This is a genomic window from Streptomyces sp. B93 (assembly GCF_018070565.1).
GTDB lineage: Bacteria > Actinomycetota > Actinomycetes > Streptomycetales > Streptomycetaceae > Streptomyces.
Genome location: NZ_JAGPXL010000008.1, coordinates 24,202 through 46,986 on the forward strand (window position 1 = coordinate 24,202; position 22,785 = coordinate 46,986).

The 22,785-nt window shown below is 73.7% G+C and carries 20 protein-coding genes; 6 read left to right on the forward strand and 14 right to left on the reverse strand.

The annotated features are described in order from the left end of the window. Window positions 1-240 precede the first annotated feature (240 nt). On the forward strand, window positions 241-1,737 hold the full coding sequence (locus tag KBY47_RS10110) for an oligopeptide:H+ symporter (protein WP_210920677.1): 1,497 nt from the start codon (window positions 241-243) through the stop codon (window positions 1,735-1,737). A gap of 99 nt (window positions 1,738-1,836) precedes the next feature. Here the strand turns inward: KBY47_RS10110 and KBY47_RS10115 are convergent, their stop codons facing one another. The 6 genes from KBY47_RS10115 to KBY47_RS10140 all read right to left on the reverse strand — a co-directional run bounded on the left by KBY47_RS10115 (window position 1,837) and on the right by KBY47_RS10140 (window position 7,165). Then, complete coding sequence (locus tag KBY47_RS10115) at window positions 1,837-3,111, reverse strand: hypothetical protein (RefSeq protein ID WP_308405114.1); 1,275 nt, start codon at window positions 3,109-3,111, stop codon at window positions 1,837-1,839. A gap of 62 nt (window positions 3,112-3,173) precedes the next feature. Then, window positions 3,174-4,238: a hypothetical protein gene (locus KBY47_RS10120; protein WP_210920678.1), complete on the reverse strand. Its 1,065-nt coding sequence runs from the start codon at window positions 4,236-4,238 to the stop codon at window positions 3,174-3,176. Beyond that, window positions 4,235-5,104 (reverse strand): hypothetical protein, encoded by an 870-nt coding sequence (locus KBY47_RS10125; protein WP_210920679.1) that lies wholly within the window; start codon window positions 5,102-5,104, stop codon window positions 4,235-4,237. Before KBY47_RS10125 ends, KBY47_RS10120 begins: the two co-directional genes overlap by 4 nt. Before the next feature lie 40 nt (window positions 5,105-5,144). Further along, the gene (locus KBY47_RS10130; protein WP_210920680.1) at window positions 5,145-5,882 is read right to left on the reverse strand and encodes an LPXTG cell wall anchor domain-containing protein; all 738 of its coding nucleotides are present in this window, start codon (window positions 5,880-5,882) and stop codon (window positions 5,145-5,147) included. Between the two features lie 125 nt (window positions 5,883-6,007). Continuing rightward, window positions 6,008-6,490, reverse strand: coding sequence for an ATP-binding protein (locus KBY47_RS10135; RefSeq protein WP_210920681.1), 483 nt, complete (start codon window positions 6,488-6,490; stop codon window positions 6,008-6,010). Between the two features lie 297 nt (window positions 6,491-6,787). After that, complete coding sequence (locus tag KBY47_RS10140; protein ID WP_210920682.1) at window positions 6,788-7,165, reverse strand: STAS domain-containing protein; 378 nt, start codon at window positions 7,163-7,165, stop codon at window positions 6,788-6,790. 239 nt (window positions 7,166-7,404) lie between these two features. On the opposite strand from KBY47_RS10140, the gene KBY47_RS10145 reads away from it, so the two are divergent. Both KBY47_RS10145 and KBY47_RS10150 read left to right on the forward strand, forming a co-directional pair. Then, complete coding sequence (locus KBY47_RS10145; RefSeq protein ID WP_210920683.1) at window positions 7,405-8,334, forward strand: RNA polymerase sigma factor SigF; 930 nt, start codon at window positions 7,405-7,407, stop codon at window positions 8,332-8,334. 163 nt (window positions 8,335-8,497) lie between these two features. Further along, on the forward strand, window positions 8,498-10,156 hold the full coding sequence (locus tag KBY47_RS10150; RefSeq protein ID WP_210920684.1) for an RICIN domain-containing protein: 1,659 nt from the start codon (window positions 8,498-8,500) through the stop codon (window positions 10,154-10,156). A gap of 13 nt (window positions 10,157-10,169) precedes the next feature. Here KBY47_RS10150 and hutI read toward each other — a convergent pair whose 3' ends face one another. From hutI to KBY47_RS10185, 7 genes are all read right to left on the reverse strand, one after another. Continuing rightward, window positions 10,170-11,345, reverse strand: coding sequence for an imidazolonepropionase (hutI, locus tag KBY47_RS10155; protein WP_210920685.1), 1,176 nt, complete (start codon window positions 11,343-11,345; stop codon window positions 10,170-10,172). A gap of 38 nt (window positions 11,346-11,383) precedes the next feature. Beyond that, window positions 11,384-12,739, reverse strand: coding sequence for a formimidoylglutamate deiminase (locus KBY47_RS10160; protein WP_210920686.1), 1,356 nt, complete (start codon window positions 12,737-12,739; stop codon window positions 11,384-11,386). Then, window positions 12,736-13,953 (reverse strand): allantoate amidohydrolase, encoded by a 1,218-nt coding sequence (locus KBY47_RS10165; RefSeq protein ID WP_210920687.1) that lies wholly within the window; start codon window positions 13,951-13,953, stop codon window positions 12,736-12,738. The genes KBY47_RS10160 and KBY47_RS10165 overlap by 4 nt, the downstream gene beginning before the upstream one ends. Next, window positions 13,950-15,614: a urocanate hydratase gene (hutU, locus tag KBY47_RS10170; protein ID WP_210920688.1), complete on the reverse strand. Its 1,665-nt coding sequence runs from the start codon at window positions 15,612-15,614 to the stop codon at window positions 13,950-13,952. Before hutU ends, KBY47_RS10165 begins: the two co-directional genes overlap by 4 nt. Window positions 15,615-15,996: 382 nt before the next feature. Then, the gene (locus KBY47_RS10175; RefSeq protein WP_210920689.1) at window positions 15,997-16,581 is read right to left on the reverse strand and encodes a hypothetical protein; all 585 of its coding nucleotides are present in this window, start codon (window positions 16,579-16,581) and stop codon (window positions 15,997-15,999) included. A gap of 130 nt (window positions 16,582-16,711) precedes the next feature. Beyond that, the gene (locus KBY47_RS10180) at window positions 16,712-17,578 is read right to left on the reverse strand and encodes a MurR/RpiR family transcriptional regulator (protein ID WP_210920690.1); all 867 of its coding nucleotides are present in this window, start codon (window positions 17,576-17,578) and stop codon (window positions 16,712-16,714) included. Then, complete coding sequence (locus tag KBY47_RS10185; RefSeq protein ID WP_210920691.1) at window positions 17,575-19,164, reverse strand: aromatic amino acid ammonia-lyase; 1,590 nt, start codon at window positions 19,162-19,164, stop codon at window positions 17,575-17,577. Before KBY47_RS10185 ends, KBY47_RS10180 begins: the two co-directional genes overlap by 4 nt. Before the next feature lie 132 nt (window positions 19,165-19,296). Here KBY47_RS10185 and KBY47_RS10190 point away from each other — a divergent pair, with 132 nt between their 5' ends. Beyond that, complete coding sequence (locus KBY47_RS10190) at window positions 19,297-20,073, forward strand: isoprenyl transferase (protein ID WP_210920856.1); 777 nt, start codon at window positions 19,297-19,299, stop codon at window positions 20,071-20,073. A gap of 97 nt (window positions 20,074-20,170) precedes the next feature. Further along, window positions 20,171-20,605 carry a hypothetical protein gene (locus KBY47_RS10195; protein WP_210920692.1) on the forward strand — a complete coding sequence of 145 codons (435 nt, stop codon included), beginning with the start codon at window positions 20,171-20,173 and terminating at the stop codon, window positions 20,603-20,605. Window positions 20,606-20,618: 13 nt separating this feature from the next. Here the strand turns inward: KBY47_RS10195 and KBY47_RS10200 are convergent, their stop codons facing one another. Continuing rightward, window positions 20,619-21,380 (reverse strand): SDR family oxidoreductase, encoded by a 762-nt coding sequence (locus KBY47_RS10200; protein ID WP_210920693.1) that lies wholly within the window; start codon window positions 21,378-21,380, stop codon window positions 20,619-20,621. A gap of 157 nt (window positions 21,381-21,537) precedes the next feature. On the opposite strand from KBY47_RS10200, the gene KBY47_RS10205 reads away from it, so the two are divergent. After that, window positions 21,538-22,380: a helix-turn-helix transcriptional regulator gene (locus KBY47_RS10205; protein ID WP_210920694.1), complete on the forward strand. Its 843-nt coding sequence runs from the start codon at window positions 21,538-21,540 to the stop codon at window positions 22,378-22,380. The last annotated feature ends 405 nt before the right edge of the window (window positions 22,381-22,785 follow it).

A 22,785-nucleotide genomic window follows, 5' to 3' on the forward strand; every position in this document is an offset into this window, starting at 1 on the left:
GTCTGGTTCCCTCAATTCCTGTGATCCATCTCTCAAGTCCTTCCATTTCCGGCAGTGGGCTGTCGTATGGTGATGCAACGCCTTTAGCACCGCGGGGACCTTTGGCGGCGTATGCACCGGATGGGCACGGTATACGCGCGCTGAAGGTCTTCTTTGTGTGTGCGCTGAAAACGGAACACCCCCACCGAGCGCGCATCGCTCCAAGCGGACCCACGCGCGTCTTGACAGCAAGGAACGACCATGGCGTCCAGCCTGACGAAGGACTCGGTCACCCCGGGCACCCCCGGTTCCGAGAAGACCTTCTTCGGCCACCCCCGCGGACTGGCCACTCTCTTCATGACCGAGATGTGGGAGCGTTTCTCCTACTACGGCATGAGGGCCCTGCTCCCCCTGTACCTCGTCGCGCCGGGCGGGCTGCACCTCAACGCGGCCACCGCGACCGCGATCTACTCCGTCTACGTCTCGCTGGTCTACCTGCTGGCGATGCCGGGCGGCTGGTTCGGCGACCGGGTCTGGGGTCCGCGCAAGACGGTCGCCGTGGCCGGAGCGGTCATCATGCTCGGCCACCTCACGCTGGCGCTGCCGTCCTCCGGCACGTTCTACGCCGGTCTCGGTCTGGTCGCCATCGGCTCGGGTCTGCTGAAGGCCAACATCTCCACGATGGTCGGCCACCTCTACAACGGCCCGGACGACCCGCGCCGCGACGGCGGCTTCACCGTCTTCTACATGGGCATCAACCTCGGCGCGTTCGCCGCGCCGCTGGTGATCGGCACCATCGGTGAGAACGTCAACTGGCACCTGGGCTTCGCGCTCGCCGCGCTCGGCATGGCGCTCGGCCTCGTCCAGTTCCTGCTCGGCAGCCGCCACCTGGCCGCCAACTCCAGCGTCGTACCGAAGCCGCTGACCGTCGCCGAGAAGTCGTCCACCCTGCGCAAGGCCGCCTTCTGGGCCGCCCTCGCCGTGGTCTTCTACGCCATCGTCGGCTTCTCCGGCGTCTACACCCTGAACTGGATCCTGGTCCCGCTGACCCTGCTCGGCGTGATCATCCCGGTGATGGTGCTGGTCAACATGAAGCGCGACAAGGAGCTGGACCGCTCCGAGCAGTCGAAGCTGTCCGCGTACATCTGGTTCTTCGTCGCGGCGGCCGTCTTCTGGATGATCTACGACCAGGGCGGCTCGACCCTGTCGATCTTCGCCGACTCCTCCGCCGAGAACAGCGTCCTCGGCTGGGAGTTCCCGGTCTCCTGGTACCAGTCGGTCAACCCGGTCCTGATCATGGCGCTGGCCCCGGTTTTCGCCTGGTTCTGGCTGGCCCTGAACCGGCGCGGCAAGGAGCCCAGCACGATCGTGAAGTTCGGCTCCGGTCTGGTGCTGGTCGGCGCGTCCTTCTTCCTCTTCCTCGCCCCGCTGTCGATCGCCGAGGGCGGTCACAAGGCGGCCGCGATGTGGCTGGTGGCGATCTACTTCACGCAGACCGTCGGTGAGCTGCTGCTCTCCCCGGTCGGCCTGTCCGTCACCACCAAGATGGCGCCCGCCAAGTACGCCTCCCAGATGATGGGCGTCTGGTTCCTGGCCGTCACCGCCGGTGACGCCACGACGGGTCTGCTCTCCATCGCGGGCGTCGACCTCAACAAGACCGGCGTCGTCGCCATGGAGGCCACGCTCGCCGTGGTCGCGGGTGTGGCGGTGTGGATGTACCGCGGCAAGGTCAAGGCCCTGATGGGCAGCGTCCGCTGACCCCGGCCGCCTGACGCGGTCGGACCCGTCCGGTCCGACCGGCCCGGTCCGACCGAGGGGCCGCCGCATCCGAGGGGGATGCGGCGGCCCTTCGGCGTGTCAGCGCGCCCGCCGTCCCGGCAGGAACGTGAAGATCGCGCCGCCCAGCAGCAGGACCGTGCCCGCCACCAGGGCGAGGGCCTTGAGGGCGGCGTGGTCCCCCGCCCCGGTCTCGGCGAGGCCGCCGCCGGAGGCCGCCGCGCCGCCGCCCGTCGAGCCGCCCGTACCGGCCGAACCACCGGAGCCGCCCGAGGCGCCGCTCGCCTGCTCGGTGGTGTCGAGGGTGAGGGAGACCTCGCTCCTGCTCGGGGTGCAGGTCGTGGTCGTCCCCAGCGCCTCCACCGTCAGCACGCCCGGCGACAGGGTGGATCTGCCGCTGGCGCCCGGTTTGTAGGTGCCGGTCAGGTCGGGGATCTCGATCGGGTCGCCCGCCTTGACGGCCTCGGCGTTGGTGGGCCCCTCCACATGGACGGTGCCCCGGTCGGCGCCGCCCAGCACGACCTCCATCGACGGCTTCACCGAGTCCGCGGGGATCTCGGCCGGGCTGTCCATGACGGACGCGCCGAAGCGCACGGTCACAGCGAAGCTTCCGCCGTCCTTGCGGGCGTCGATCCGCACGGGTGAGGTGGCGCTGCGGTCACCGATGGGGGTCTTGCACTCGTAGGGGACCTGGACCTCCACGCCGGTGAAGTCGGTCTGCCCGCCACCGGTCTCGCTGGGGGAGGCGGTCGGGGTCCGCGTCGGGGTCTCCGTGGGAGTCTCCGTCGGCGTCTCCGTAGGGGTCCCGGTCGGCGGGGTCGGGGTGCCGGGGCCGCCTCCGTCCTCGGTCACCTGGATCGTCGCCGCGGGCGTCACCGCCTCGGTCGGGGCGCACTTGGTGTCCGTCGAGATGGGCTTGTTGACATTGATGTCGTAGGCGTCCGGTGTCAGCGTCACCTCGCCCGCCGCCGTCAGCTTCAGCTTCCCGGTCATGTCGGACAGCTTCATGTCGCTGTTCCTGGGGATCGGCGGGTTCTGCCGGGGCCCCTCCATCGCGATGTCGCCGCTCTGCGCGCCGCCCGCCTTGAGGGTTCCGGTGGGCTGGACGGTGTCCTGTTCCAGGTCGAGGATGTCGGGGTTCTTCGAGGCCGCCCGCACGAACTTCCAGACGATCTCCACCTCGTCGCCGACCTTCGCCGTCGCGGGCGCGGTGATCTCCACCTGAGTGGTGCCCTGCACCGGCGGCAGCCCGGAGATCGCGGGCGGTACGCACTCGGTGGCGTACGACACCTCGGCGGCCTGCGCGGGCCCCGCCGTCAGACCGAGGCCGCCGAGCAGCAGGGCGACGCCCGCCACGCGGGCCCCGACGCGTCGGACGCCCGGGGTGGTTCTCCTTCGGCTGGCTCTCCTTCGCTCGCTCACGTGGGTCCCTTTCTGGTGGGGGCCGTACGGCGGTCTGCCGCGCCCGGGTCGGAGTCCGGGGTGAACCAGGGCAACGTCGGGGCCGGGTCGGCGGGCGGGCCGGGGGACCGACGGGGCCGGGCCCCGGGCCGGGCGCGGGCCAGATCCGGCAGTCGGGGGAGGTGGGGCCGCGTGCGCGCGCCACCCGGCCGGGGCGGTCGCACCCGGTCGACGACCGCCATGCCCACCCGGAACAGCGCGGCCGGGACGACCAGGCACACCAGCACCCAGAACAGGGTCACGCCCCAGGGACGGCCGACCCGCCAGGGCTGCTCGGCGAGGACCTTCCCGCCGTACTTGAGGGAGACGGTGTAGTCACCGTGCGCGCCGCCCGTCAGTTCGACGGGCAGCCGGATCTGCGTCCTGCGGCCGGGGGCGAGCGTGCCGCGCCACTGCCGTTCGTCCCACTGCGGCGCGAACACGCCGTGGGCGGTGCCCACCTGGAAGACCGGGTCCCGGACGGCCTGTGTGCCGACGTTGCCGACGGTGAAGACCAACTCGCGGGCGGGCGGGGCGCCGAACCAGGTCAGCAGCCCGCTGGAGCCGTCGAGCCGGGTGCCGGTGAGGACCTGGAGACGGCCCCCCGCCGGTTCCGGGGGCAGCGGCTCGACCGCGTGCCCCGCCACCTGGAAGATCGCGTCGGCCATCGCCTGCGGACCGGTCACGGTCGCCACGTGCACCACGCACGGGCACGGCACGGGCGGCTCGGCGACCGGCAGCCGCTTGCGGAACCGGCCCTCGGCGTCGGTGGTGACGGCCCTGCCGTCCCCGTTGGCGCAGGAGTCGGTGCCCCCGGGCACGCCCCGCGACGGCACGGACTGCCCGCAGACCAGGATCATCAGCAGCGCCCGCGCCCGCCAGCCGTCACCGGTGACGGTGATCGAACCCCCGGTCCCCGCCTGGGACTTGGACAGCTTCACGCCCGGGCGGTCGTCGTCCGCCGCGGCGGCGGACGCAACCACCGTCCACGGCAGCAGGACCAGGGCCGCCACCAGCACCGCCACCGCACCCCGCCGTCTCACCGCACCGCTCCCCTCAACTCGCCCCGCCCGTCCGCCGGAACCGCCTCGGCGCGGTCCGCCGTACGACACCGGTGCCGCCGTACGACGACCCCCGCGCCGATCACCGCCAGCGCCCCGGCGGCCCCCGCCCCCTCGCGCCACGGCACGAAGCGCGCCGACACGCGTCCGGTGTCCCGGGCGCCGCCCGCGGCGGTCACCGTCAGCCGCACGTCCACGGCGTCCAGGGCGGGCCGGCCGGTCCAGGGTTCACTGAGCTTCAGGCGGCGGCCCGGCGGGAGTTCGACGGCGAGGGTGCGCGGGGGGCGGTCGAGGAGCGGGCCGAGGACACCGTCCGCGCGGACGGCGAGCCGGGGCACGAGGGTGGTGGTGCCGCGGTTGACCAGCTCGTAGGTGATGCGGTCGGCGCGCACCCGGACCCGCTCCACGGTGAGCGCGGCCAACGCCGGGCCGGTGACCCGCAGCCGGACCGGCACGGAACGGGTGCCGCCGGCGCCGTCCCGGGCGGTGATGGTGGCCCGGCGCGCGCCGGGTGCCGTGTCCGCCGGGACGGTCACGGTGAAGGGGACCTCGGCGCGGGTGCGGGCGGGCACGCGTACGCCGGTCTCGGCGAGGGTGACCCGGACGGCGCCGGCGGCGCGCAGCCGTACCGTTACCGGGCGCGTGGCCGGGTTGGTCAGGGTCACGGTGTCCCGCAGCACCGCGCCGGGCGGACCCTCGGCGTAGCAGGCGGGGCGGCCGTCGCCGGAGGGCGCGAACGTCCAGTGCGGGTCGGCGGCGGCTGCGGCGGGCGCCGGGCCGAGCAGCAGCAGAACGGGCAGCAGGGACAGGGTCGTCGGGGTCAGCGGGACGCGGGCGGTGGTCGGCATCGGCGGCTCCCGTGCTCGTACGGACGTCACGCGTACGGCCTCAGCGGCGGGCGCGGGTCAGCTGGTCGCGGCGGGTCAGCCACAGGGCTCCCGCGGTGCCCGCGAGGAGAACGGTGCCGCCGAGGGTGCCGAGGGCGAGGGCGTCGTCCTCGGGGCCGGTCTGCGGGAGCCGCGCGCCGGAGTCGGTGCCGCCGGTGCCGCTCTGGGAGCCGCCCGTCGAGCCGCCCCCGCCGGACGCCTCGACGTCGAGGGTGAGGGACGGGCCGGGGTCGTTGGTGGGGGTGCAGGTGGTGGTCGTACCGAGCGCCTTGATGGTGAGCACGCCCGCCGTGAAGGTGACCTTCCCGCTCTTCTTCGGGGTGTACGTGCCGCTCAGGTCACTGATCTTGATGGGGGTGTCGGCGGGGATCGCCTCCTGGTTGGCGGGCCCGGTGACGGCCATCGTGCCGCTGTCGGCACCGCCCAGCCGGATGGTGGCGCTGGGGTTCATGGCGCCCTTGCCCAGTTCGACGGGGCTGGAGGAGACGCCCTTCTGCCAGGACATGGTGATCTTGTAGCCGGAGCCGCTCGGCACGCCCTCGATGTCGATGGGGGAGACGGCGCTCTTGTCGCCGATGGGCGTCTTGCACTGGTAGTCGACGTCGACGACGTCGGCATGGGCCGCGGGGGCGGCCGACAGCACCGCCGCCCCGGCGAGGGCCGCGACGGATGCGAGCGCGGCGGTGCGTTTCGGGTGGCTGCGTCGAGTCCGGTACGTCTGGTACGCACGGTAGGACACGGTCGTCCCTCCGTCCCCTGGTTTCCTGACGGCATATCAGATCGGCCGTCAAGGTACGCCCGACCACCAGAGGAAGGAAGAGACAGTACGCGCCGGAAGCGTGCGGACGCCCCGGGACCGGTCGCCTACGCCGGTGCCGCCAGTTCAGCCCAGACCGTCTTGCCCGCGACCCCGGGGGCGCGGACGACGCCCCAGTCCAGGCAGAGCCGCTGCACGATGAACATGCCGTGACCGCCGGGGCGGCCCGCGCGGTGCGGGGTGCGGGGCGCGGGCTGGCCCGTGCCCCGGTCGGAGACCTCGATGCGGATCATCTTGTTGTCGCAGGCGATCAGCATCCGCTCCGGCCCCTCGGCGTGCAGGCAGGCGTTGGTGACCAGCTCGGACACGACGAGCAGCACATCCTCGGCGACGGCTCGCTGATCGGCGGAGGCCGCGGGCAGCCAGCCCCACTCGTACAGCGCCTGCCGGGCGAAATCGCGGGCCAGGGGGACGACGCCGCTCTCACCGTCGAGGCTCAGCGTCCGGACCTGAAGCCCCGCGGATGCCCCGGAAGCGCCGCTGGGCTCGGGGCCGCGGTCGCCCGGCGGGGAGGGCCGGGTGGTGCTCATCAGCGCTTCACCTCACCGATTCACCAGTTCATGTTTCAAAAGTCACTACTCGTTCGACCACTGCCCAGTGTCAGTGCTCAGCCGTCCGGGTTCGGTCACCGCCCGGTGTCAGGTTGTCTCCTGCCCGAGCGAACCAGGGGAACACCCCTCTTCGACCGCTCTTCCACCAAGACCGCCCTTACGGCCGAAAAGTGCAGGCCACAGCGGCGGGGCAGACCGGCCGACGGAGGCGGGGTCCGCAGCGGACGGCCTGGACGGCCCGCCCGCGCGGGTGCGGGCCGCGCCCGGCACGCGGGGTCAGCCGACGTCGTCGGCAAGGGCGTCCTCGACGGTGTCATGGACCGAGAAGACCGCCTCCGCCCCCGTGATCTCGAACACGCGAGCGACCGTGGGCAGCATCCCCGCCAGATGCACCCCACCCCCGGCGGCCTCCGCCTTGAGGCGGGCACCGAGCAGCACGTTGAGCCCCGTGGAGTCGCAGAACTCCAGACGGGAGCAGTCGATGACAAGGCGGCTGAGCCCTTTGGCGAGGCATTCGTCGAGTGGCTCGCGCAACAGGTCGGCGGTGTGGTGGTCCAACTCACCCGCCGGGGTCACGACGGCGCTGGAGCCCTCTTCCCGCACCTCCACCAGAAGCCGGCCCGACTGTGCGCTGCCGACCGTCCCGTGGTCCATGCCGTCTCTCTCTCCCGAGGTCGTGGCTGCTGACTGACGCCCTCGAACACTACGCCCTACTCACACACTCCGACCACCGAACATCCGCCCACAATCGGACATTTCTCCACAGAACGCACTTGCGGCGGGCTCGGGAAAGCGGGTAGGGCTAGTAAGGACACGTAATCAACACGGCCGGCTTTGGAGGCGCCGCACACCGCAGTGCACGTATTGGCATCGGCAGCCATATGCCGAGAACGATGGAGGACATCATGTCACCCCGGCTCGACGCATCGCATACCCAGAAGGCGACGTCGGCATCCTCTTCGGACCACCCCGGCCTCGCCGTCGACGACACCGACCACGCTCTCGGCCACGACGACGTACTCGCCGGACTCCCGGAGATCCCCCCGTACGACGAAGTGGCCCCCGTCGACGCACGGGCCCTGTCCAAGACCCTCTTCGAGCGGCTGGAGTCCCTCGAGGAAGGCACCCACGAATACTCGTACGTCCGCAACACGCTCGTCGAACTCAACCTCGCACTGGTCAAGTTCGCCGCCGCCCGGTTCCGCTCCCGCAGCGAACCGATGGAGGACATCATCCAGGTCGGCACGATCGGCCTGATCAAGGCGATCGACCGCTTCGAACTCAGCCGTGGCGTCGAGTTCCCGACCTTCGCCATGCCAACCATCATCGGCGAGATAAAGCGTTTCTTCCGGGACACCTCGTGGTCCGTGCGCGTACCGCGCCGCCTCCAGGAACTCCGGCTCGACCTGGCCAAGGCCGGTGACGAGCTGGCCCAGAAGCTGGACCGCGCCCCCACCGTGGCGGAACTGGCCGAGCGGCTCGGCCTGACCAACGACGAGGTCGTCGAGGGCATGGCCGCGTCCAACGCGTACACCGCGAGTTCCCTGGACGCCCAGCCGGAGGAGGACGACTCCGAGGGCGCGCTCGCGGACCGCATCGGGTACGAGGACCACGGCCTCGAAGGCATCGAGTACGTGGAGTCCCTGAAGCCCCTCATCGCCGAACTGCCGTCCAGGGACCGCAAGATCCTCTCCCTGCGCTTCGTCGCCAACATGACCCAGTCGGAGATCGGCGAGGAACTGGGCATCTCGCAGATGCACGTGTCCCGGCTGCTGTCACGGACGCTGGTACGGCTGCGCAAGGGGCTGACCCTAGAGGAGTGACCCCCCGCCACGGGGGCGGTCCACCAGGGACCGCCCTCGGCAGGGCCGACGGACGAACAGACCACCGACGCCACGCTGTTACCGACGGAAACACCTTTTCTCACGAGCCTCCTTCCACCACTATGGGGCCCCCGAACTGGCCGGTACGTCAGGAGGCGGAGCCATGGCCCGGGGGGACGACAACAGCGCGGAGCACAGGGCGATGTCCGACGCGCGCCTCACCGAGCTGCTGCGCGCCGCCCCGCCCCGCGCGTTCACGGCGCTCCAGGAACTCCGCGCCCGGCACCAGGCCCCGCTCCTCGCCTACGCCCGCCTGTGCACCACGGGCGAGTCGGCGGCGCGGCAACTCGCCGCCCAGGCCTTCACGCTGGCCGCCCGCCGGACCGCGCACGGCACCGACCACGGCGAACCGTGGCGGCACCACCTGCTCCTGACGGCCACGCACGCCGCCGCCCGGTGGGCGTCCGACGAGCGGGCCGCGGGCCTCGACCCCGGGCTGCTGCCCGTCCTGGACGCCGCGGGCCCCGACGGCCCGGTGCCGCCCCTGCTCACCGCGTACCGGTCGCTGCCGTCCCGGGCGCGGGGACTGCTCTGGTACGGCGTCCTCGACCGGGAGCCCGCCGACCGCGCGGCCACCCTCCTCGGCCTCACGCCCGGGGACATCGCGTACGACACCGACGCCGCGCTCCAGGCGCTGGGCCGGGCCCGCCTGCGGTCCCGGCTGACCGCCTCCGACGACCCGAGCTGCCCGGACTTCCAGCGGCTGATCGAGGAGTCGGTACGGCCTGACAGCCCGCGGCACAGCGCCGACCTGACCGCCCACATGGCCGACTGCGCGCACTGCGCGGCCGCCTACGACGAGCTGTCGGCCCTGTTCGACGCCCCGCAGACCACGCTGGCCGAGGGTCTGCTGCCGTGGGCGGGGACGGCGTACGCCCTGCGCGAGCCGGAGCCGCAGGAGCCGCCGCAGGTGCCGGGGACCGCGGCGGCCGCGCCCACGAAGGCCCCTGCCGGACCCCGCCACAGCGCTCCGCGCCCGTCGTCAGGGGCCTCGGCGGTGTCCGCCGCGAACGCGCCGCTCACGGCTTCGGCGGTGCCCGCCGCCGGGGGGCCGCTCTCGATCGACCGCACCTGGCCGCCGTCCCGCCGTCTCGCGCTCGCCTCGGCCGCGCTCGGTGTCGCGCTGGCGCCGCTGCTGGTGCTGCTGCTGCCGCCGGACGCCCCGTCCGCCGAACGCGCCGCGCACCCGGTGACCAGGACACCCGCCCCGTCGCCGACGCCGACCACGGCCTCCCCCGCCACCCGGAGTCCGAGTCCGAGTGCGACGCGGAGCCCCAGCCCGACCCCGCGGCCGACGACCCCCCGGCCCACCCCGACGCCCACCCCGACGCCCCCGCCGCCCCCGGTGTTCCGGCCGCCGGACTCCTCGTACGCCCAGGTCGTGAACGTCTCCACGAGCCGCTGTCTGGACATCCCCGGGCGGATCGAGAAGGGCGGGGACGTCGGCTCGGCCGCCTGTGACGGCTCCCGCACCCAGCCGTGGCGGGTGGACGCGGCGCGCGGGGTCGTGCAGTCGGCCGCCGACCCCGACTTCTGCCTGGACAGCCGGGGTTCGGTGGACCGGGGCGTGGGCATCTGGCCCTGCGCGTCGGTCGAGGGCCGCAACGGCCGCAACCTTCAGTTCGTGGTGGACGACGCGGGCCGGATCCGGCCCGCCATCGCCGTGCAGACCGCGGTGACCCCGGCGGAGGGCGGACACGGGCTGTGGCTCACGCCGTTGGACGGCGGGCCGGAGCAGCGCTGGCGGGCGGGAGCGGTCTGACCGGGGGCGGGGCTCAGAACTCCCGGCGTCCCCCGCGCCACACCTGTGTGACCAGGGGGACGCCGGGCCGGTAGGCGAGGTGCACATGGCTCGGCGCGTCGAGGACGACCAGATCGGCGCGGGCGCCGGGGCGGAGGCGGCCGATGTCGTCGCGCCGCAGTGCCGCGGCGCCGCCCGCGGTGGCCGACCAGACCGCCTCGTCGGGGGTCATCCCCATGTCCCGCACGGCGAGCGCCACGCAGAACGGCACCGAGGAGGTGTACGACGAGCCCGGGTTGCAGTCGGTGGAGAGCGCGACGGTGACGCCCGCGTCGAGGAGGCGGCGGGCGTCGGGCCACTCGGCCCGGGTGGAGAACTCCGCGCCGGGCAGCAGGGTGGCGACCGTACGGCTGTGGGCGAGGGCGTCGACGTCGGCGTCGGTGAGGTGGGTGCAGTGGTCGGCGCTGGCGGCGTCGAGTTCGACGGCGAGCTGGACGCCGGGGCCGTAGGAGAGCTGGTTGGCGTGGACGCGGGGGGTGAGGCCCCTGGCCTTCCCGGCGGTGAGGACGGCCCTCGCCTGGTCGCCGTCGAAGGCGCCCTTCTCGCAGAACACGTCGATCCAACGGGCGTACGGCGCGCAGGCGTCGAGCATCTCGCCGGTGACCAGGGCGACATAGGCGGCCGGGTCGTCGGCGAGGTCGGGGGAGACGATGTGCGCGCCGAGGTAGGTGACCTCGTCGGTGTGCGCGGCGGCGATGCGCAGGGCGCGGGCCTCGTCCTCGACGGTGAGGCCGTAGCCGGACTTGGTCTCGAAGGTGGTGGTGCCCTGGCGGAGGGCCTCGGCGAGGTGGCGGACGAGGTTGCGTTCGAGGTCGTCGTCGCTGGCGGCGCGGGTGGCGGCGACGGTGGTGCGGATGCCGCCCGCGCTGTAGGGGCGGCCGGACATGCGGGCGTTGAACTCGGCGGTGCGGTCGCCCGCGAAGAGCAGGTGGGAGTGGGAGTCGACGAAGCCGGGGAGGACGGCCCGGCCGCCCGCGTCGACCCGGTTGTCAGTGGCGGGTGCTTTGCTTGATTCACCGGTCCACGTGACGCGGTCGCCTTCGATGACGACGGCCGCGTCCTGGATCAGTCCGAGGGGGGAGTCGTCACCGAGGGAGGGGTCGTTGGTGACCAGCGTGGCGATGTTGGTGATGGCGGTGCTGCTGCTCATGGCGGCGTCCTCGTGGCTGGCCGGTCGGGGGGCTGTCGTCAGGCGCGCAGGGCTTCGATCGCCCGCGCGAGCGCTTGCGGCACGTCCGGTACGAGGGTGTGGACCCCGTCGCGCACGACGTGCCGCCCGCCCACGACGGTGTGCCGTACGTCCGCCGCGGTCGCCGCGAATACGGCCGTCTCGGCGCCGAGCCGTGGCACCGGCCCCGCTGTTCTGACCGAGTCGAGGGCGATGGTCGTCAGGTCGGCCCGGGCGCCCGCCTCGATGGTCCCGGCGTCCGGCCAGCCGAGGGCGGCGTGTCCGTCGGCGGAGGCGGCGCGCAGCAGGGCGGCGGCGGTCCAGTGGCCCCGGGTGCGGGTGCGCAGCCGCTCGTTCAGCTCCATGGCGCGGGCCTCTTCGAGCAGGTCGATGACGGCGTGGCTGTCGGAGCCGAGGGAGAGCGGGGAGCCCGCCCACTGGAGGGCGGCCGCCGGTCCAATGCCGTCCGCGAGGTCCCGCTCGGTCGTCGGGCACATACAGGTACCGGTGCCGCTGCCGCCGATCAGGGCGATGTCCTCGTCGGTGAGGTGCGTGTTGTGGACGCCGGTGGTGCGCGGGCCGAGGGCGCCGTGGTCGGCGAGGAGCTGGGCCGGGGTGCGGCCGTGGGCCTCCCGGCAGGCGTCGTTCTCGGCGGTCTGCTCGGACAGGTGCACATGCAGGGGGGCGCGCCGTTCGTCGGCCCAGCGGGCGACGGTGGCGAGCTGGTCGGCGGGCACGGCCCGCACGGAGTGGATCGCCGCCCCGATCCGTGCGTGATCCTGGTCCTTGAGAACTGAACAGCGTGCCGCCCAGGCGTCGGCCGTGCCGTCGGAGAAGCGGAGCTGGGGGGTGGTCGGCGGCTGGCCGAAGCCGGAGGACAGGTAACAGGTGTCGAGGAGGGTGATGCGGATACCGGCGTCGGCGGCGGCCTCGATCAGGGCCTCGCCCATGGCGTTGGGGTCGGCGTAGGGGGTGCCGCCGGGGGCGTGGTGGAGGTAGTGGAACTCGCCGACGGCGGTGATCCCGGCGAGGGCCATCTCGGCGTACACCGCGCGGGCCAGCGCGTGGTAGGTCTCGGGGGTGAGCCGGTCGGCGGTGGTGTACATGACCTCCCGCCAGGTCCAGAAGGTGCCGGAGCCGACCTGGACGGTGCCGCGCAGGGCGCGGTGGAAGGCGTGGCTGTGGGCGTTCGCCAGGCCGGGGAGGGTGAGGCCACGCAGGATCTCGGCGCCGGGGGGCGGGGCGGGCCGCTCCCGGTGGACGGCGGTGACGCGACCGCCGTCGGCCTCCACGACCACGCCCGGCTCCACATGGGTGCCGAGCCAGGCGTGCTCCAGCCAGTAGGTGCCCTTGGCCGCGTGGGTCCCTTCGGTCACGTGCGGACCAGTCCTTCCAGCGCGTCGGCGAGGGCGAGTACCCCGGCGACGCAGTCGTCCTCGGTGGCGTGCTCGGCCGGGGAGTGGGAGACGCCGGTGGGGTTGCGTACGAACAGCATGGCGGTCGGGACGGTCCCGGAGAGGATCCCGGCGTCGTGTCCGGCGCCCGTGCCGAGGACGGGGACCTTGAGGCCGGTGTCCTTGCCGAGGACGCGGGCCAGTTCGTCGCGCAGGGTGTGGTCGAACTCGACGACGGGGGTGAAGGACTCTCGGACCACGTCCAGGTCGACGCCGTGCGCCGCCGCGTGCTCACGTGCCGCCTCCTCGACGCCGGTGACCACGGTGTCCAGGGTGTCCTGGTCGGCGGCGCGGGAGTCGAGCCAGCCGCGGACCAGGGAGGGGACGGCGTTGACGCCGTTCGGCTCGACGGCGATCTTCCCGAAGGTCGCGACGGCCCCGGCGAGCCGCGCCTGCCGTCGCGCGGCGAGCACGGTCTCGGCGTACGGCAGCATCGGGTCGTGGCGGTCCACGAGCCGGGTCGTCCCGGCGTGGTTGGCCTCGCCCCGGAAGTCGAACCGCCACCGGCCGTGCGGCCAGATGGCGCTCGCCAGGCCGACCGGGTCGCCGGACAGGTCGAGCGCGCGGCCCTGCTCGACGTGGAGTTCGACGAAGGCGCCGATGCGGGCGAGCCGCTCCGGGTCCGGCCCGATGGCGTCGGGGTCGTACCCGGCCGCTTCCATGGCCTGCGGCAGGGTCACCCCGTCGCCGTCGGTGAGCCGGTGGGCCTGCTCGACGGTGAGCTGTCCGGTGGCCAGCCGTGACCCGACGCAGGCGAGCCCGAAGCGGGCGCCCTCCTCGTCGCCGAAGTTGACGATGCCGAACGGCTTGGCGAACCGCGCTCCCCTGCGGCGCAGTTCGTCCAGCGCGGCGAACGCGGACACGACGCCGAGCGGCCCGTCGAAGGCCCCGCCGTCCGGTACGGAGTCCAGGTGCGACCCGGTGACGACGGCGTCCCCGGCGGCCGGGTCACCGGCCCAGGCCCACTGGTTGCCGTTGCGGTCGGCCTCGTAGGCCAGCCCCCGCGCCTCGGCCTGCTCGCGGAACCAGGCCCGGCACTCGGCGTCGGCGGCGGTCCAGGCGAAGCGGCGGTAGCCGCCGGAAGCGGAGCTGCGGCCCACCGGCAGCAGCTCCGTCCACATGCGGTGGAAGCTCACGCGTCGCCACCCTCGCGCATCGGCACCCGCACGCCCCGCTCCCCCGCCACCGACTCGGCGATGTCGTACCCGGCGTCGACGTGCCGGATGACGCCCATGCCGGGGTCGTTGGTGAGGACCCGGCGGATCTTCTCGCCCGCGAGCGCCGTCCCGTCGGCGACCGTCACCTGACCGGCGTGGATCGACCGGCCCATGCCGACGCCGCCGCCGTGGTGGACGGAGACCCACGACGCCCCGGACGCCACGTTGACCATGGCGTTCAGCAGCGGCCAGTCGGCGATCGCGTCGGAGCCGTCGAGCATGCCCTCGGTCTCCCGGTAGGGGGAGGCGACGGAGCCGCAGTCGAGGTGGTCGCGGCCGATGACGACGGGCGCGGCCAGTTCACCGGAGGCCACCATGTCGTTGAAGCGCTCACCTGCCTTGTCGCGCTCGCCGTAGCCGAGCCAGCAGATGCGCGCGGGCAGGCCCTGGAAGTGGACCCGCTCCCCGGCCAGCTTGATCCAGCGGGCGAGGGACTCGTTCTCCGGGAAGAGTTCCAGGATGGCCTTGTCGGTCCTGGCGATGTCGGCGGGGTCGCCGGAGAGCGCGGCCCACCGGAAGGGGCCCTTGCCCTCGCAGAACAGGGGGCGGATGTAGGCGGGGACGAAGCCGGGGAAGGCGAAGGCGCGGTCGTATCCGGCGAGTTGGGCCTCGCCGCGGATGGAGTTGCCGTAGTCGAAGACCTCGGCCCCGGCGTCCTGGAAGCCGACCATGGCCTCGACGTGCCGGGCCATCGACTCCCGGGCGCGGACCGTGAACCCGGCGGGGTCCTTGGCGGCGGCGTCGGCCATGTCCTCGAAGGGGACCCCGGCCGGCAGGTAGGCCAGGGGGTCGTGGGCGGAGGTCTGGTCGGTGACGATGTCGACGGGGGCGCCCATGGCGAGAAGCCGGGGCACCAGTTCGGCGGCGTTGCCGAGGAGGCCGATGGAGAGCGGGCGGCGGGCGTCGCGGGCCTCGACGGCGAGCTGGAGGGCGTGGTCGAGGGAGTCGGCCTTCACGTCGAGGTAGCGGTGCTCGATGCGGCGGTCGATGGCGCGCGGGTCGCAGTCGACGCAGATCGCGACGCCGTCGTTCATCGTCACGGCGAGCGGCTGGGCGCCGCCCATGCCGCCGAGCCCGGCGGTGAGGGTGATGGTTCGGGCGAGGGTGCCGCCGAACTTCTTGGCGGCGACGGCGGCGAACGTCTCGTAGGTGCCCTGGAGGATGCCCTGGGTGCCGATGTAGATCCAGGAGCCCGCGGTCATCTGCCCGTACATGGTGAGACCGAGGGCCTCAAGGCGGCGGAACTCCTCCCAGTTGGCCCAGTCGCCGACCAGGTTGGAGTTGGCGATGAGCACGCGCGGGGCCCACTCGTGGGTCTGCATGACGCCGACGGGGCGACCGGACTGGACGAGCATGGTCTCGTCCTGCCTGAGGGTCCTCAGGGTGCGCACCATGGCGTCGAAGGAGCGCCAGTCGCGGGCCGCCTTGCCGGTGCCGCCGTAGACGACGAGCTTGTCGGGGTGCTCGGCGACCTCCGGGTCCAGGTTGTTCTGGAGCATCCGCAGGGCGGCCTCCTGCTGCCATCCCAGGGCGCTCGGTTCCGTGCCGCGCGGGGCTCGGACGGGTCGGGGTCCTGACATGGTCTGCCTCCCGGATGATTGCCGACTCTATTCACATCCTGACTACATGAATAGAGCTAGTCAACACGAGGGCGGGGCGGCGCGGTGCGGGCCCGACGTCACCGGCATCCGCGCATCGGCCCGGGGGTACGGGTTCACCCCGGACGGGGAGGGTCAGGTCGCCCTTGTCGTGGTGCGCGAGACGCAGTCGGTCCGGGAGATCGTCGGCGGCTGCGGGTGCGGGGTGGCTGGTCGCGCAGTTCCCCGCGCCCCTATGAGGCGGGCGGCAGCCCCCGGTGCCGATACGACGGGCGGCGCGCGGATGCCCTGGGGGCGCGGGGAACTGCGCGCCAAGTCCCCACACACCCGCGGCCGACCGACAACACCTACCCCCGGAAGCGAGTCACACCAGCGCCGCGGGCTTCCGCCTCCGGCCGCCCGGGGTCGCGTCGCCCGCCGCGATGCCCGTGCTGCGGTAGGCCTTGACCGGCTTGCCCGCCGGGGAGCCGCCCCTGGTGCTGAGCCAGTCGACGCGGACCCACAGCAACTCGTCCCCGGCCCGCTCGCGGCGGCCGAGCCACGCCGCCTTCAGCCACAGGCCGACTCCCGCGCCCGCCAGCACCATGCCGCCCGCCGCGGGCACCGCGAACGCGCTGCCCAGCGCGGCGAGGAAGGCGAGCAGGAGCCACCAGCGGTGGCCGCGACGCCAGTTGCGGGTGGTGACCGCACGGTCCTGGAGGACGTCGTTGCGGCCCGCGCGCACGGTCCCCCGGGCGAGCGCGGCGTACCGCTTACGCCGCGGCAGCGCCACCGCGGCGGCCACGACGATGAACAGCGCGGCGCCCGCGAGCACCCCGATCCGCCGCCCGGTGATCCCCGGCAGGAGCACACCGGCACCGGCCGCGACCACGCCCAGCCACCACATCGGCGCCGCTCCGGCCCGTACGACGACCGCCACCCGAGCCAGTCCCTGACCTCCGCGTGCCACGATCCGCCTCCTCGTCGCCTCGGCACATCTGACATGTGCACAGTCCTGTTGGGCAGGCAGGTTAGCGAGCGAACGTGAGACGCGTCTGAGAAAGACGCGGCCCCCGCGGTGCTGCCCGACACCTTCCGTGCTACTCGACGAACAGCCCCCGCGCCACCGCCCGCGCATCGAACTCCTCCAGCCGCGCCTGCGCGTCCGGCAGGTCGTCGCACATCGCCTCCAGCAGCACCCGGCCCAGCAGCATCGGGGCGCAGGCGGTGTCGAAGGCGAGGCCGGTGCCGACGGCGGCCGGCAGCAGCAGGTCGGAGACCTTCGCGACCGGCGCGAACGCCGAGTCGGCGACGGTGACCACGGTCAGCCCGGCCTCCTTGGCGTAACCGAGGGTGTCGAGCACCTCGCGCGGATGCCGGGGCAGCGCGAAACACAGCAGCGCGGAGGCGCCCGCGCGCACGGCGCCGTCGATCCGGTCGTGGATCATCGTGCCGCCCTCGTTGAGCAGGCGTACGTCGGGGTGGACCTTGGCGGCGAAGTAGGCGAAGCCGTACGCCTGCGCGGCGGCGGCGCGCAGGCCGAGCACCGGCAGCGGGCGGGAGGCGGCGAGCAGTGCGCCCGCCCGCCGCACCGGCCGCGGGTCGGCGAGGAGTTCGGCGAGGTGGCGCAGGTTCTCGATCTCGGACTCGACGGCCTGCTGGTACTCGTTGAACGGCGCGGCCGGTGCCGTCTGCTCGGCGGGCGCGACCTCACGCAGGTGCCTGCGCAGCGCCGGGTAGCCGTCGAAGCCGAGGGCGACGGCGAAGCGGGTCACGGACGGCTGGCTGACCCCGGCGAGTTCGGCCAGTTCCACGCTGGACAGGAAGGGCACGTCGGCGGCCCGCCGGACCATGCTGTGGGCGATGCGCCGCTGGGTCGGGGTGAGCCGGTGTCCCTCGAAGAGGCTCTGGAGCCGCGCGGCGGGGCTCTCGGCGGGGCCGGTGTCGCGGCTCTCGGTGCCGTTCATGGTGCGGTGCTCCCCCTGTAGATGTCCGTGAACCGGTCGAGCAGCCGGGCCGCTGCCGTCACGTCGTCCGTGAGCGGGCGGTCGGCCCAGTCCGCGTCGAGGACCGGCTCGGCCAGCGCCAGCGCCGCGCCCACCGGCAGCTCCGGGCCGGGCCGCAGCTCGCGCTGGCGCAGCGCCCGTACGGCGGCGACGAGTTCACAGCCGACGACGAGCCGGAAGGCGGCGCAGGCGCGGAGCGTCTGGCGGGCGGCGAGCGAGGCGAAGCTGGCCTGTTCCTCGACGCCCCGGGAGAGTACAGCGTGGCCGAGGGATGCGGGCGCGGAGCAGGCGCGCAGGTCGCCGAGGGCGGCCGCGGCGGAGTACTCCAGGATCATCACGCCGGACGCGGCCGGTTCGTGGTCGGCGAGGAAGGGCCGCAGCCGGGTGAAGGCGGGCTCGTTGAGGGTGGAGAGCCGCGCGGTGGACAGCCGGGCGACCTGCATCAGGGCGAGCCGGAAGTGGTCCAGGGCGAGGGCGAGCTGGGCCTGGTAGAAGCCGCCGTGGTGGTAGGCGGCCTGGTCGTCGACGGAGATCAGCGGGTTCTCGGCGGCGGCGTTGACCTCGACGGCGATGACCTCCTCCAGGGTGTCGGCGGCGTCGAGGGCGGGCCCGTGGATCTGGGGCAGGCAGCGGAAGCCGTACGGGTCCTGGATGCGGCCGAGCGGCGGGTGCGGACGGTCGGCGGCGCCGATCAGGGCGCGCATCCGGCGGGCGGCCTCGGCGCTGCCGCGGTGCGGGCGCGCGGTGTGCACGGGGGCGGCGTAGGGCTCGTGGGAGCCGTCGACGGCGAGCAGGGACAGCGCGGCGACGACCTGGGTGGCGGCGAGCAGTCCGCGCAGTTCGTGCAGGGCGAGCGCGGCCTGCCCGAGGGTGAGGGCGTTGCTGCTGATCAGGGCGAGCGCGTCGTTGTTGTCGAGCGGCTGGGGTGCGGGGGCGCCGCTGCCCTGCCAGGGGTGTTCCCCGGCGAGGGCTAGACCCATCTGGGCGAGCGCGGCGATGTCGCCGGTGCCGACCGAGCCGTGCTCGTTGACGACGGGGTGGGCGCCGTTCTCAAGCGCCTCGCACAGCGCGGTGACGATGCTGGGGCGCAGTCCGGCGCCGCCCGCGAGGATCTGGTTGGCGCGCACGGCGAGCATGGCGCGGACCTGCCGGGCGGGCAGTTCCTCCCCGATGGCCCCGGCGTGGCTGCGCAGCAGCCGCAGCCCGTGCCCGGCGGCGGCCTGGGTCGGCACGGGCACGGAGCGGTTGGCGCCGACGCCGGTGGAGCGGCCGTAGACCCTGCCGGTGGCGGCGAGTTGCCGGGCGGCGTGCCAGGAGGCCTCGGCCCGGCGCATGCCGTCCGGCCCCGGTACCGGGCGCGCGGCCCCGTCGGCGAGGCGTACGACGTCCTCGGCACCGAGCCCGGCGCCGTCGAGGACGACGACGGGCACCCCGGCCGCCGCTCCCCGATCCCCCCGGTCCCCCCGATCCGTCTGAGACGACACAGCCACAGCCCCGCGACCCCTCTCCGCCCCGCACACCCCATTCACCTGAGCAGAACTCTGCATGGATCCATGCAACCGGGCAAGCGGAACGGCCCGGCCGCTCCCGACCGGCCCCCGCGCCCGGCGGGCGATACGGTGGGTCACGCTCGCCGTGGACGGCACCGAGCCGTGGACGGCACCGAAGGGACTGGGCACATGGCATTAAGGGCGCTCCGCTCGGCGCTGGAGACCGTGTACATCAGGCGCCTGGCGCGCAAGCTGGAGGGCAGGCCCCGCCCCCGGCACATCGCGGTCATGCTGGACGGCAACCGCCGCTGGGCCCGCGGCTCCGGCCACGACGACGTCAGCGCGGGCTACCGCGCGGGCGGCGCGAAGGTCGGCGACCTGCTGCGCTGGTGCGACGCGGCGGACATCGAGCACGTCACCCTGTGGATGCTCTCCGACGACAACCTCCACCGCCCGCCGGACGAGCTGGGTCCGCTCCTCGAGATCATCGAGGAGACCGTGGTGAGCGTCTGCGCGGCCGACGAGGACTGGCGGGTCGAGGTCATCGGCTCCACCGACCTGCTCCCCGGGGACACCGCGCGCTCCCTGAAGGCCGCCGCCGCGCGCACCACCGGCCGCACCGGCCTCAAGGTCGACGTCGCCGTCGGCTACGGCGGGCGCCGCGAGATCATCGACGCGGTCCGCTCGGCCTTCGACAAGCACATCTCCGCCGGGGGCGACCCGCGCGAGCTGGCCGAGGAGTTCGATCTCCAGCACATCACCGACAACCTGTACTCCCCCGCGGGCCACGACACCGACTTCGTCATCCGCACCTCCGGCGAGCAGCGGCTGTCCGGCTTCCTGCTCTGGCAGTCCGCGTACGCGGAGGTGCACTTCGTGGACGTCCTGTGGCCCGCCTTCCGCCAGGTGGACCTGCTGCGCGCGCTGCGCTCGTACGCCGCGCGGGAGCGCCGCTACGGAAGGTGACCCGGACCCCCGGGTCCGCGGCCGGTGGGACGCACCCCCGCCGAAACGGGGGCTATCCCCAGTGCGGCCGGCCGCGCCGCTTCCTACCGTGGAGGGCATGAGCGGAATGGATGCGCGGGACGCCGACCTGAAGAAGGAACTCGACGCGACCCTGCGGGCGCGCAGGGACCTCGGCGAGGACTACGACTCCGCGCTGGTCGAGTCGTTCCTGGAGAAGCTCGACCAGCGCATGGACGGTGCGGTGGAGCGCCGGGTGCGGCGGCAGCTCGCGGAGCAGCAGATGGTGGTGGCCCGCGACGCCCGGTCGCCGAGGCCCACGGACAGCTGGGGCGAGCGGTTCGGCTTCGGCATCGTCTCGCTGGTGCTGGCCGTGCCGCTGTCCGCCATCGGCGGCGGGGTCGCGGGCCTGCCCGGCCTGCTGACGGCGTGGGCCGGGATCGTCGGCGTCAACGTCGTCCAGGCGGTCCGCACCAACCCCGGCCTGTTCGGCCGCCGTCAGGACGCCAAGCGCGACGACGCCTGGGAGGACTGACCCCGCCGGGGTGTCACACCTGCCGGGTGGGCAGCGCGACGATGTGGCGCAGATTGACCCGGCGCGGCCTGCTCACCGTGTAGGCGACCACGTCGGCCAGCTCCTCCGCGGACATCGCGCCCACCGCGTCCCGCATCTCGCCGACCTCCCGTGCCAGCCGCGTGTCGTCGATCTGTTCGACCAGCTCGCTCTCGACGAACCCCGGCTCGACGTTGGTGACCCGGACGTCCCGCGGCCCGAACTCGGTGCGCAGGACCTGCGACAGATAGGTGACGGCGGCCTTGGTGGCGCCGTAGACGGCGTAGTTGGGGAAGACGAGGTGCGCGCCGACGGACGAGACGTTCACGATGTCCGCCGTACGGCCGCCGGCCGCCGCCCCGACCAGGTCGTCGCTGAAGGCGCCGGTGACCCTCAGCACCCCGGCGACGTTGGTGTCCAGCATCCGCTGCCACTCGTCGGCGCGCCGGTCGGCGATCGGGTGCGGCAGCATCACGCCCGCCGCGTTGACGACCAGGTCGGCGGGCCCGTACTCGGCGTGGACCCGCTCGACGGCCGCCGCCACGGACGCCTCGTCGGTGACGTCGGCGACCACGGGCAGGGCCCGGCCCCCGTCCGCGCGGATCTTCTCGGCGACGGCGGCGAGCCGCTCCGCGCGGCGGGCCAGCAGCGCCACCCGCGCCCCGTGCCCGGCGAGCAGTACGGCGACGGCCTCACCGATCCCGCTGGCGGCTCCGGTGACCACGGCGGTGCGGCCGGACAGGTTCTCGTACGACATGAAGGCTCCCTGGGTGCTGGCGGCCGGGGCGGCTCCCCGGCCGCTCGCTTCGATGTCCACCACCCTCGGCGCCCGTGCCGCCCCTACCCAGGGATGAGCTTTTCCTGGGTCTGCCAGTACCAGGTTCGCGGGCGGCGCCCCGCCTATCCTCGGTTCCATGGACGGCGAAATCGGAGACTTCCTGCGTTCGCGCCGCGCCCGCATCCAGCCGGAGGAGGTGGGGCTGCCGTCGTACGGCCGCCGCCGCGTCCCCGGTCTGCGCCGCGAAGAGGTGGCGCAGCTGGCGGGGGTGAGCGTCGACTACTACGTCCGTCTGGAGCAGGGCCGCGGGCCGAGCGTCTCGGACGCCGTGCTGGACGCGGTCGCGCGGGTGCTGCGGCTGGACGCGGCGGAGCTCGAGTACCTGCACGCGGTGGCCCGGCCGGCGCGCCGTACGGCCGACCCGTGCCCGGAGTTCGCGCCGGTGCGTCCCGCCGTACGGCTGCTGCTGGACGGCATGGACCGCAACCCCGCCTACGTCCTGGACCACCGGATGAACGCCCTCGCCTGGAACCCCCTGGCCGACGCGCTGCTCGGCTTCTCGGACGCCGAGCGCGCCGCCCGCAACCTGGTGCGCCGTGCCTTCCTCGACCCGGCGGCCCGTGAGCTGTACCCCGACTGGTCCGAGATCGCCGGGCAGACGGTCGCCCACCTCCGGCTGAAGGCGGGCCACCACCCGGACGACCCGACCGTGGCCGCGCTGGTCGCCGAACTGTCGGCGCGCAGCGCGGAGTTCCGCCGGATGTGGGCCGACCACGTCGTCAGCCCCTGCGACAACGGGGTCAAGCGTCTACGGCACCCGGTGGCGGGCCTGCTGACCCTCCCCTACGAGACGCTGACGATCCCCTCGGCACCGGACCAGACGATCGTGGCGTACGTCCCGGACCCGGACTCGGAGACGGCGGACCGCCTGACGATGCTGGGCAGTTGGAACGCGACGACGACCACACCCATCAACTGAGCAACCCCGACGGAAACCGCAACCATCAACTGAGCAACCCCGACGGCGATCAACCAGCTCCGCGAAAGCGGCGGCGGTTCAGCCGCAACAGAGGGTGCTTGCGCGGGGACCGCCGCACCCCCGTATCCGGGGGGCGGGACGACGGCGGTCCCCGCGAGGGACGCGGCCGGGTCAGGCCAGGCATCGCGTCCGTGGCGTCCATGGAGGTCCGGGAGCCGCTCCGGAGGTCCTTGGCGCCGTTCGGGTCGGCCGGGGCGGGGAGCCGCTCCCGCCCTGCCGACACCCACCAATGTGCCGGACGCGTGTTAAGCGGGTGCTGCGCGGACGTGACGCGCTCGTACCACTTCCGCGAAGACCACGTCCGAGGCACGTCCGAGAAGACCGAACGGGGCGCGGGCGCCGTAA

Coding starts and splice junctions, on each gene's coding strand:
- KBY47_RS10150 (WP_210920684.1), top strand. CDS start 8,498: ATGGCCCGGGGGGACGACAACAGCGCGGAGCACAGGGCGATGTCCGAC.
- KBY47_RS10195 (WP_210920692.1), top strand. CDS start 20,171: ATGAGCGGAATGGATGCGCGGGACGCCGACCTGAAGAAGGAACTCGAC.
- KBY47_RS10125 (WP_210920679.1), bottom strand. CDS start 5,104: ATGCCGACCACCGCCCGCGTCCCGCTGACCCCGACGACCCTGTCCCTG.
- hutU (WP_210920688.1), bottom strand. CDS start 15,614: ATGTCAGGACCCCGACCCGTCCGAGCCCCGCGCGGCACGGAACCGAGC.
- KBY47_RS10205 (WP_210920694.1), top strand. CDS start 21,538: ATGGACGGCGAAATCGGAGACTTCCTGCGTTCGCGCCGCGCCCGCATC.
- KBY47_RS10110 (WP_210920677.1), top strand. CDS start 241: ATGGCGTCCAGCCTGACGAAGGACTCGGTCACCCCGGGCACCCCCGGT.
- KBY47_RS10190 (WP_210920856.1), top strand. CDS start 19,297: ATGGCATTAAGGGCGCTCCGCTCGGCGCTGGAGACCGTGTACATCAGG.
- KBY47_RS10145 (WP_210920683.1), top strand. CDS start 7,405: ATGGAGGACATCATGTCACCCCGGCTCGACGCATCGCATACCCAGAAG.
- KBY47_RS10185 (WP_210920691.1), bottom strand. CDS start 19,164: ATGCAGAGTTCTGCTCAGGTGAATGGGGTGTGCGGGGCGGAGAGGGGT.
- KBY47_RS10135 (WP_210920681.1), bottom strand. CDS start 6,490: ATGAGCACCACCCGGCCCTCCCCGCCGGGCGACCGCGGCCCCGAGCCC.
- KBY47_RS10200 (WP_210920693.1), bottom strand. CDS start 21,380: ATGTCGTACGAGAACCTGTCCGGCCGCACCGCCGTGGTCACCGGAGCC.
- KBY47_RS10180 (WP_210920690.1), bottom strand. CDS start 17,578: ATGAACGGCACCGAGAGCCGCGACACCGGCCCCGCCGAGAGCCCCGCC.
- KBY47_RS10140 (WP_210920682.1), bottom strand. CDS start 7,165: ATGGACCACGGGACGGTCGGCAGCGCACAGTCGGGCCGGCTTCTGGTG.
- hutI (WP_210920685.1), bottom strand. CDS start 11,345: ATGAGCAGCAGCACCGCCATCACCAACATCGCCACGCTGGTCACCAAC.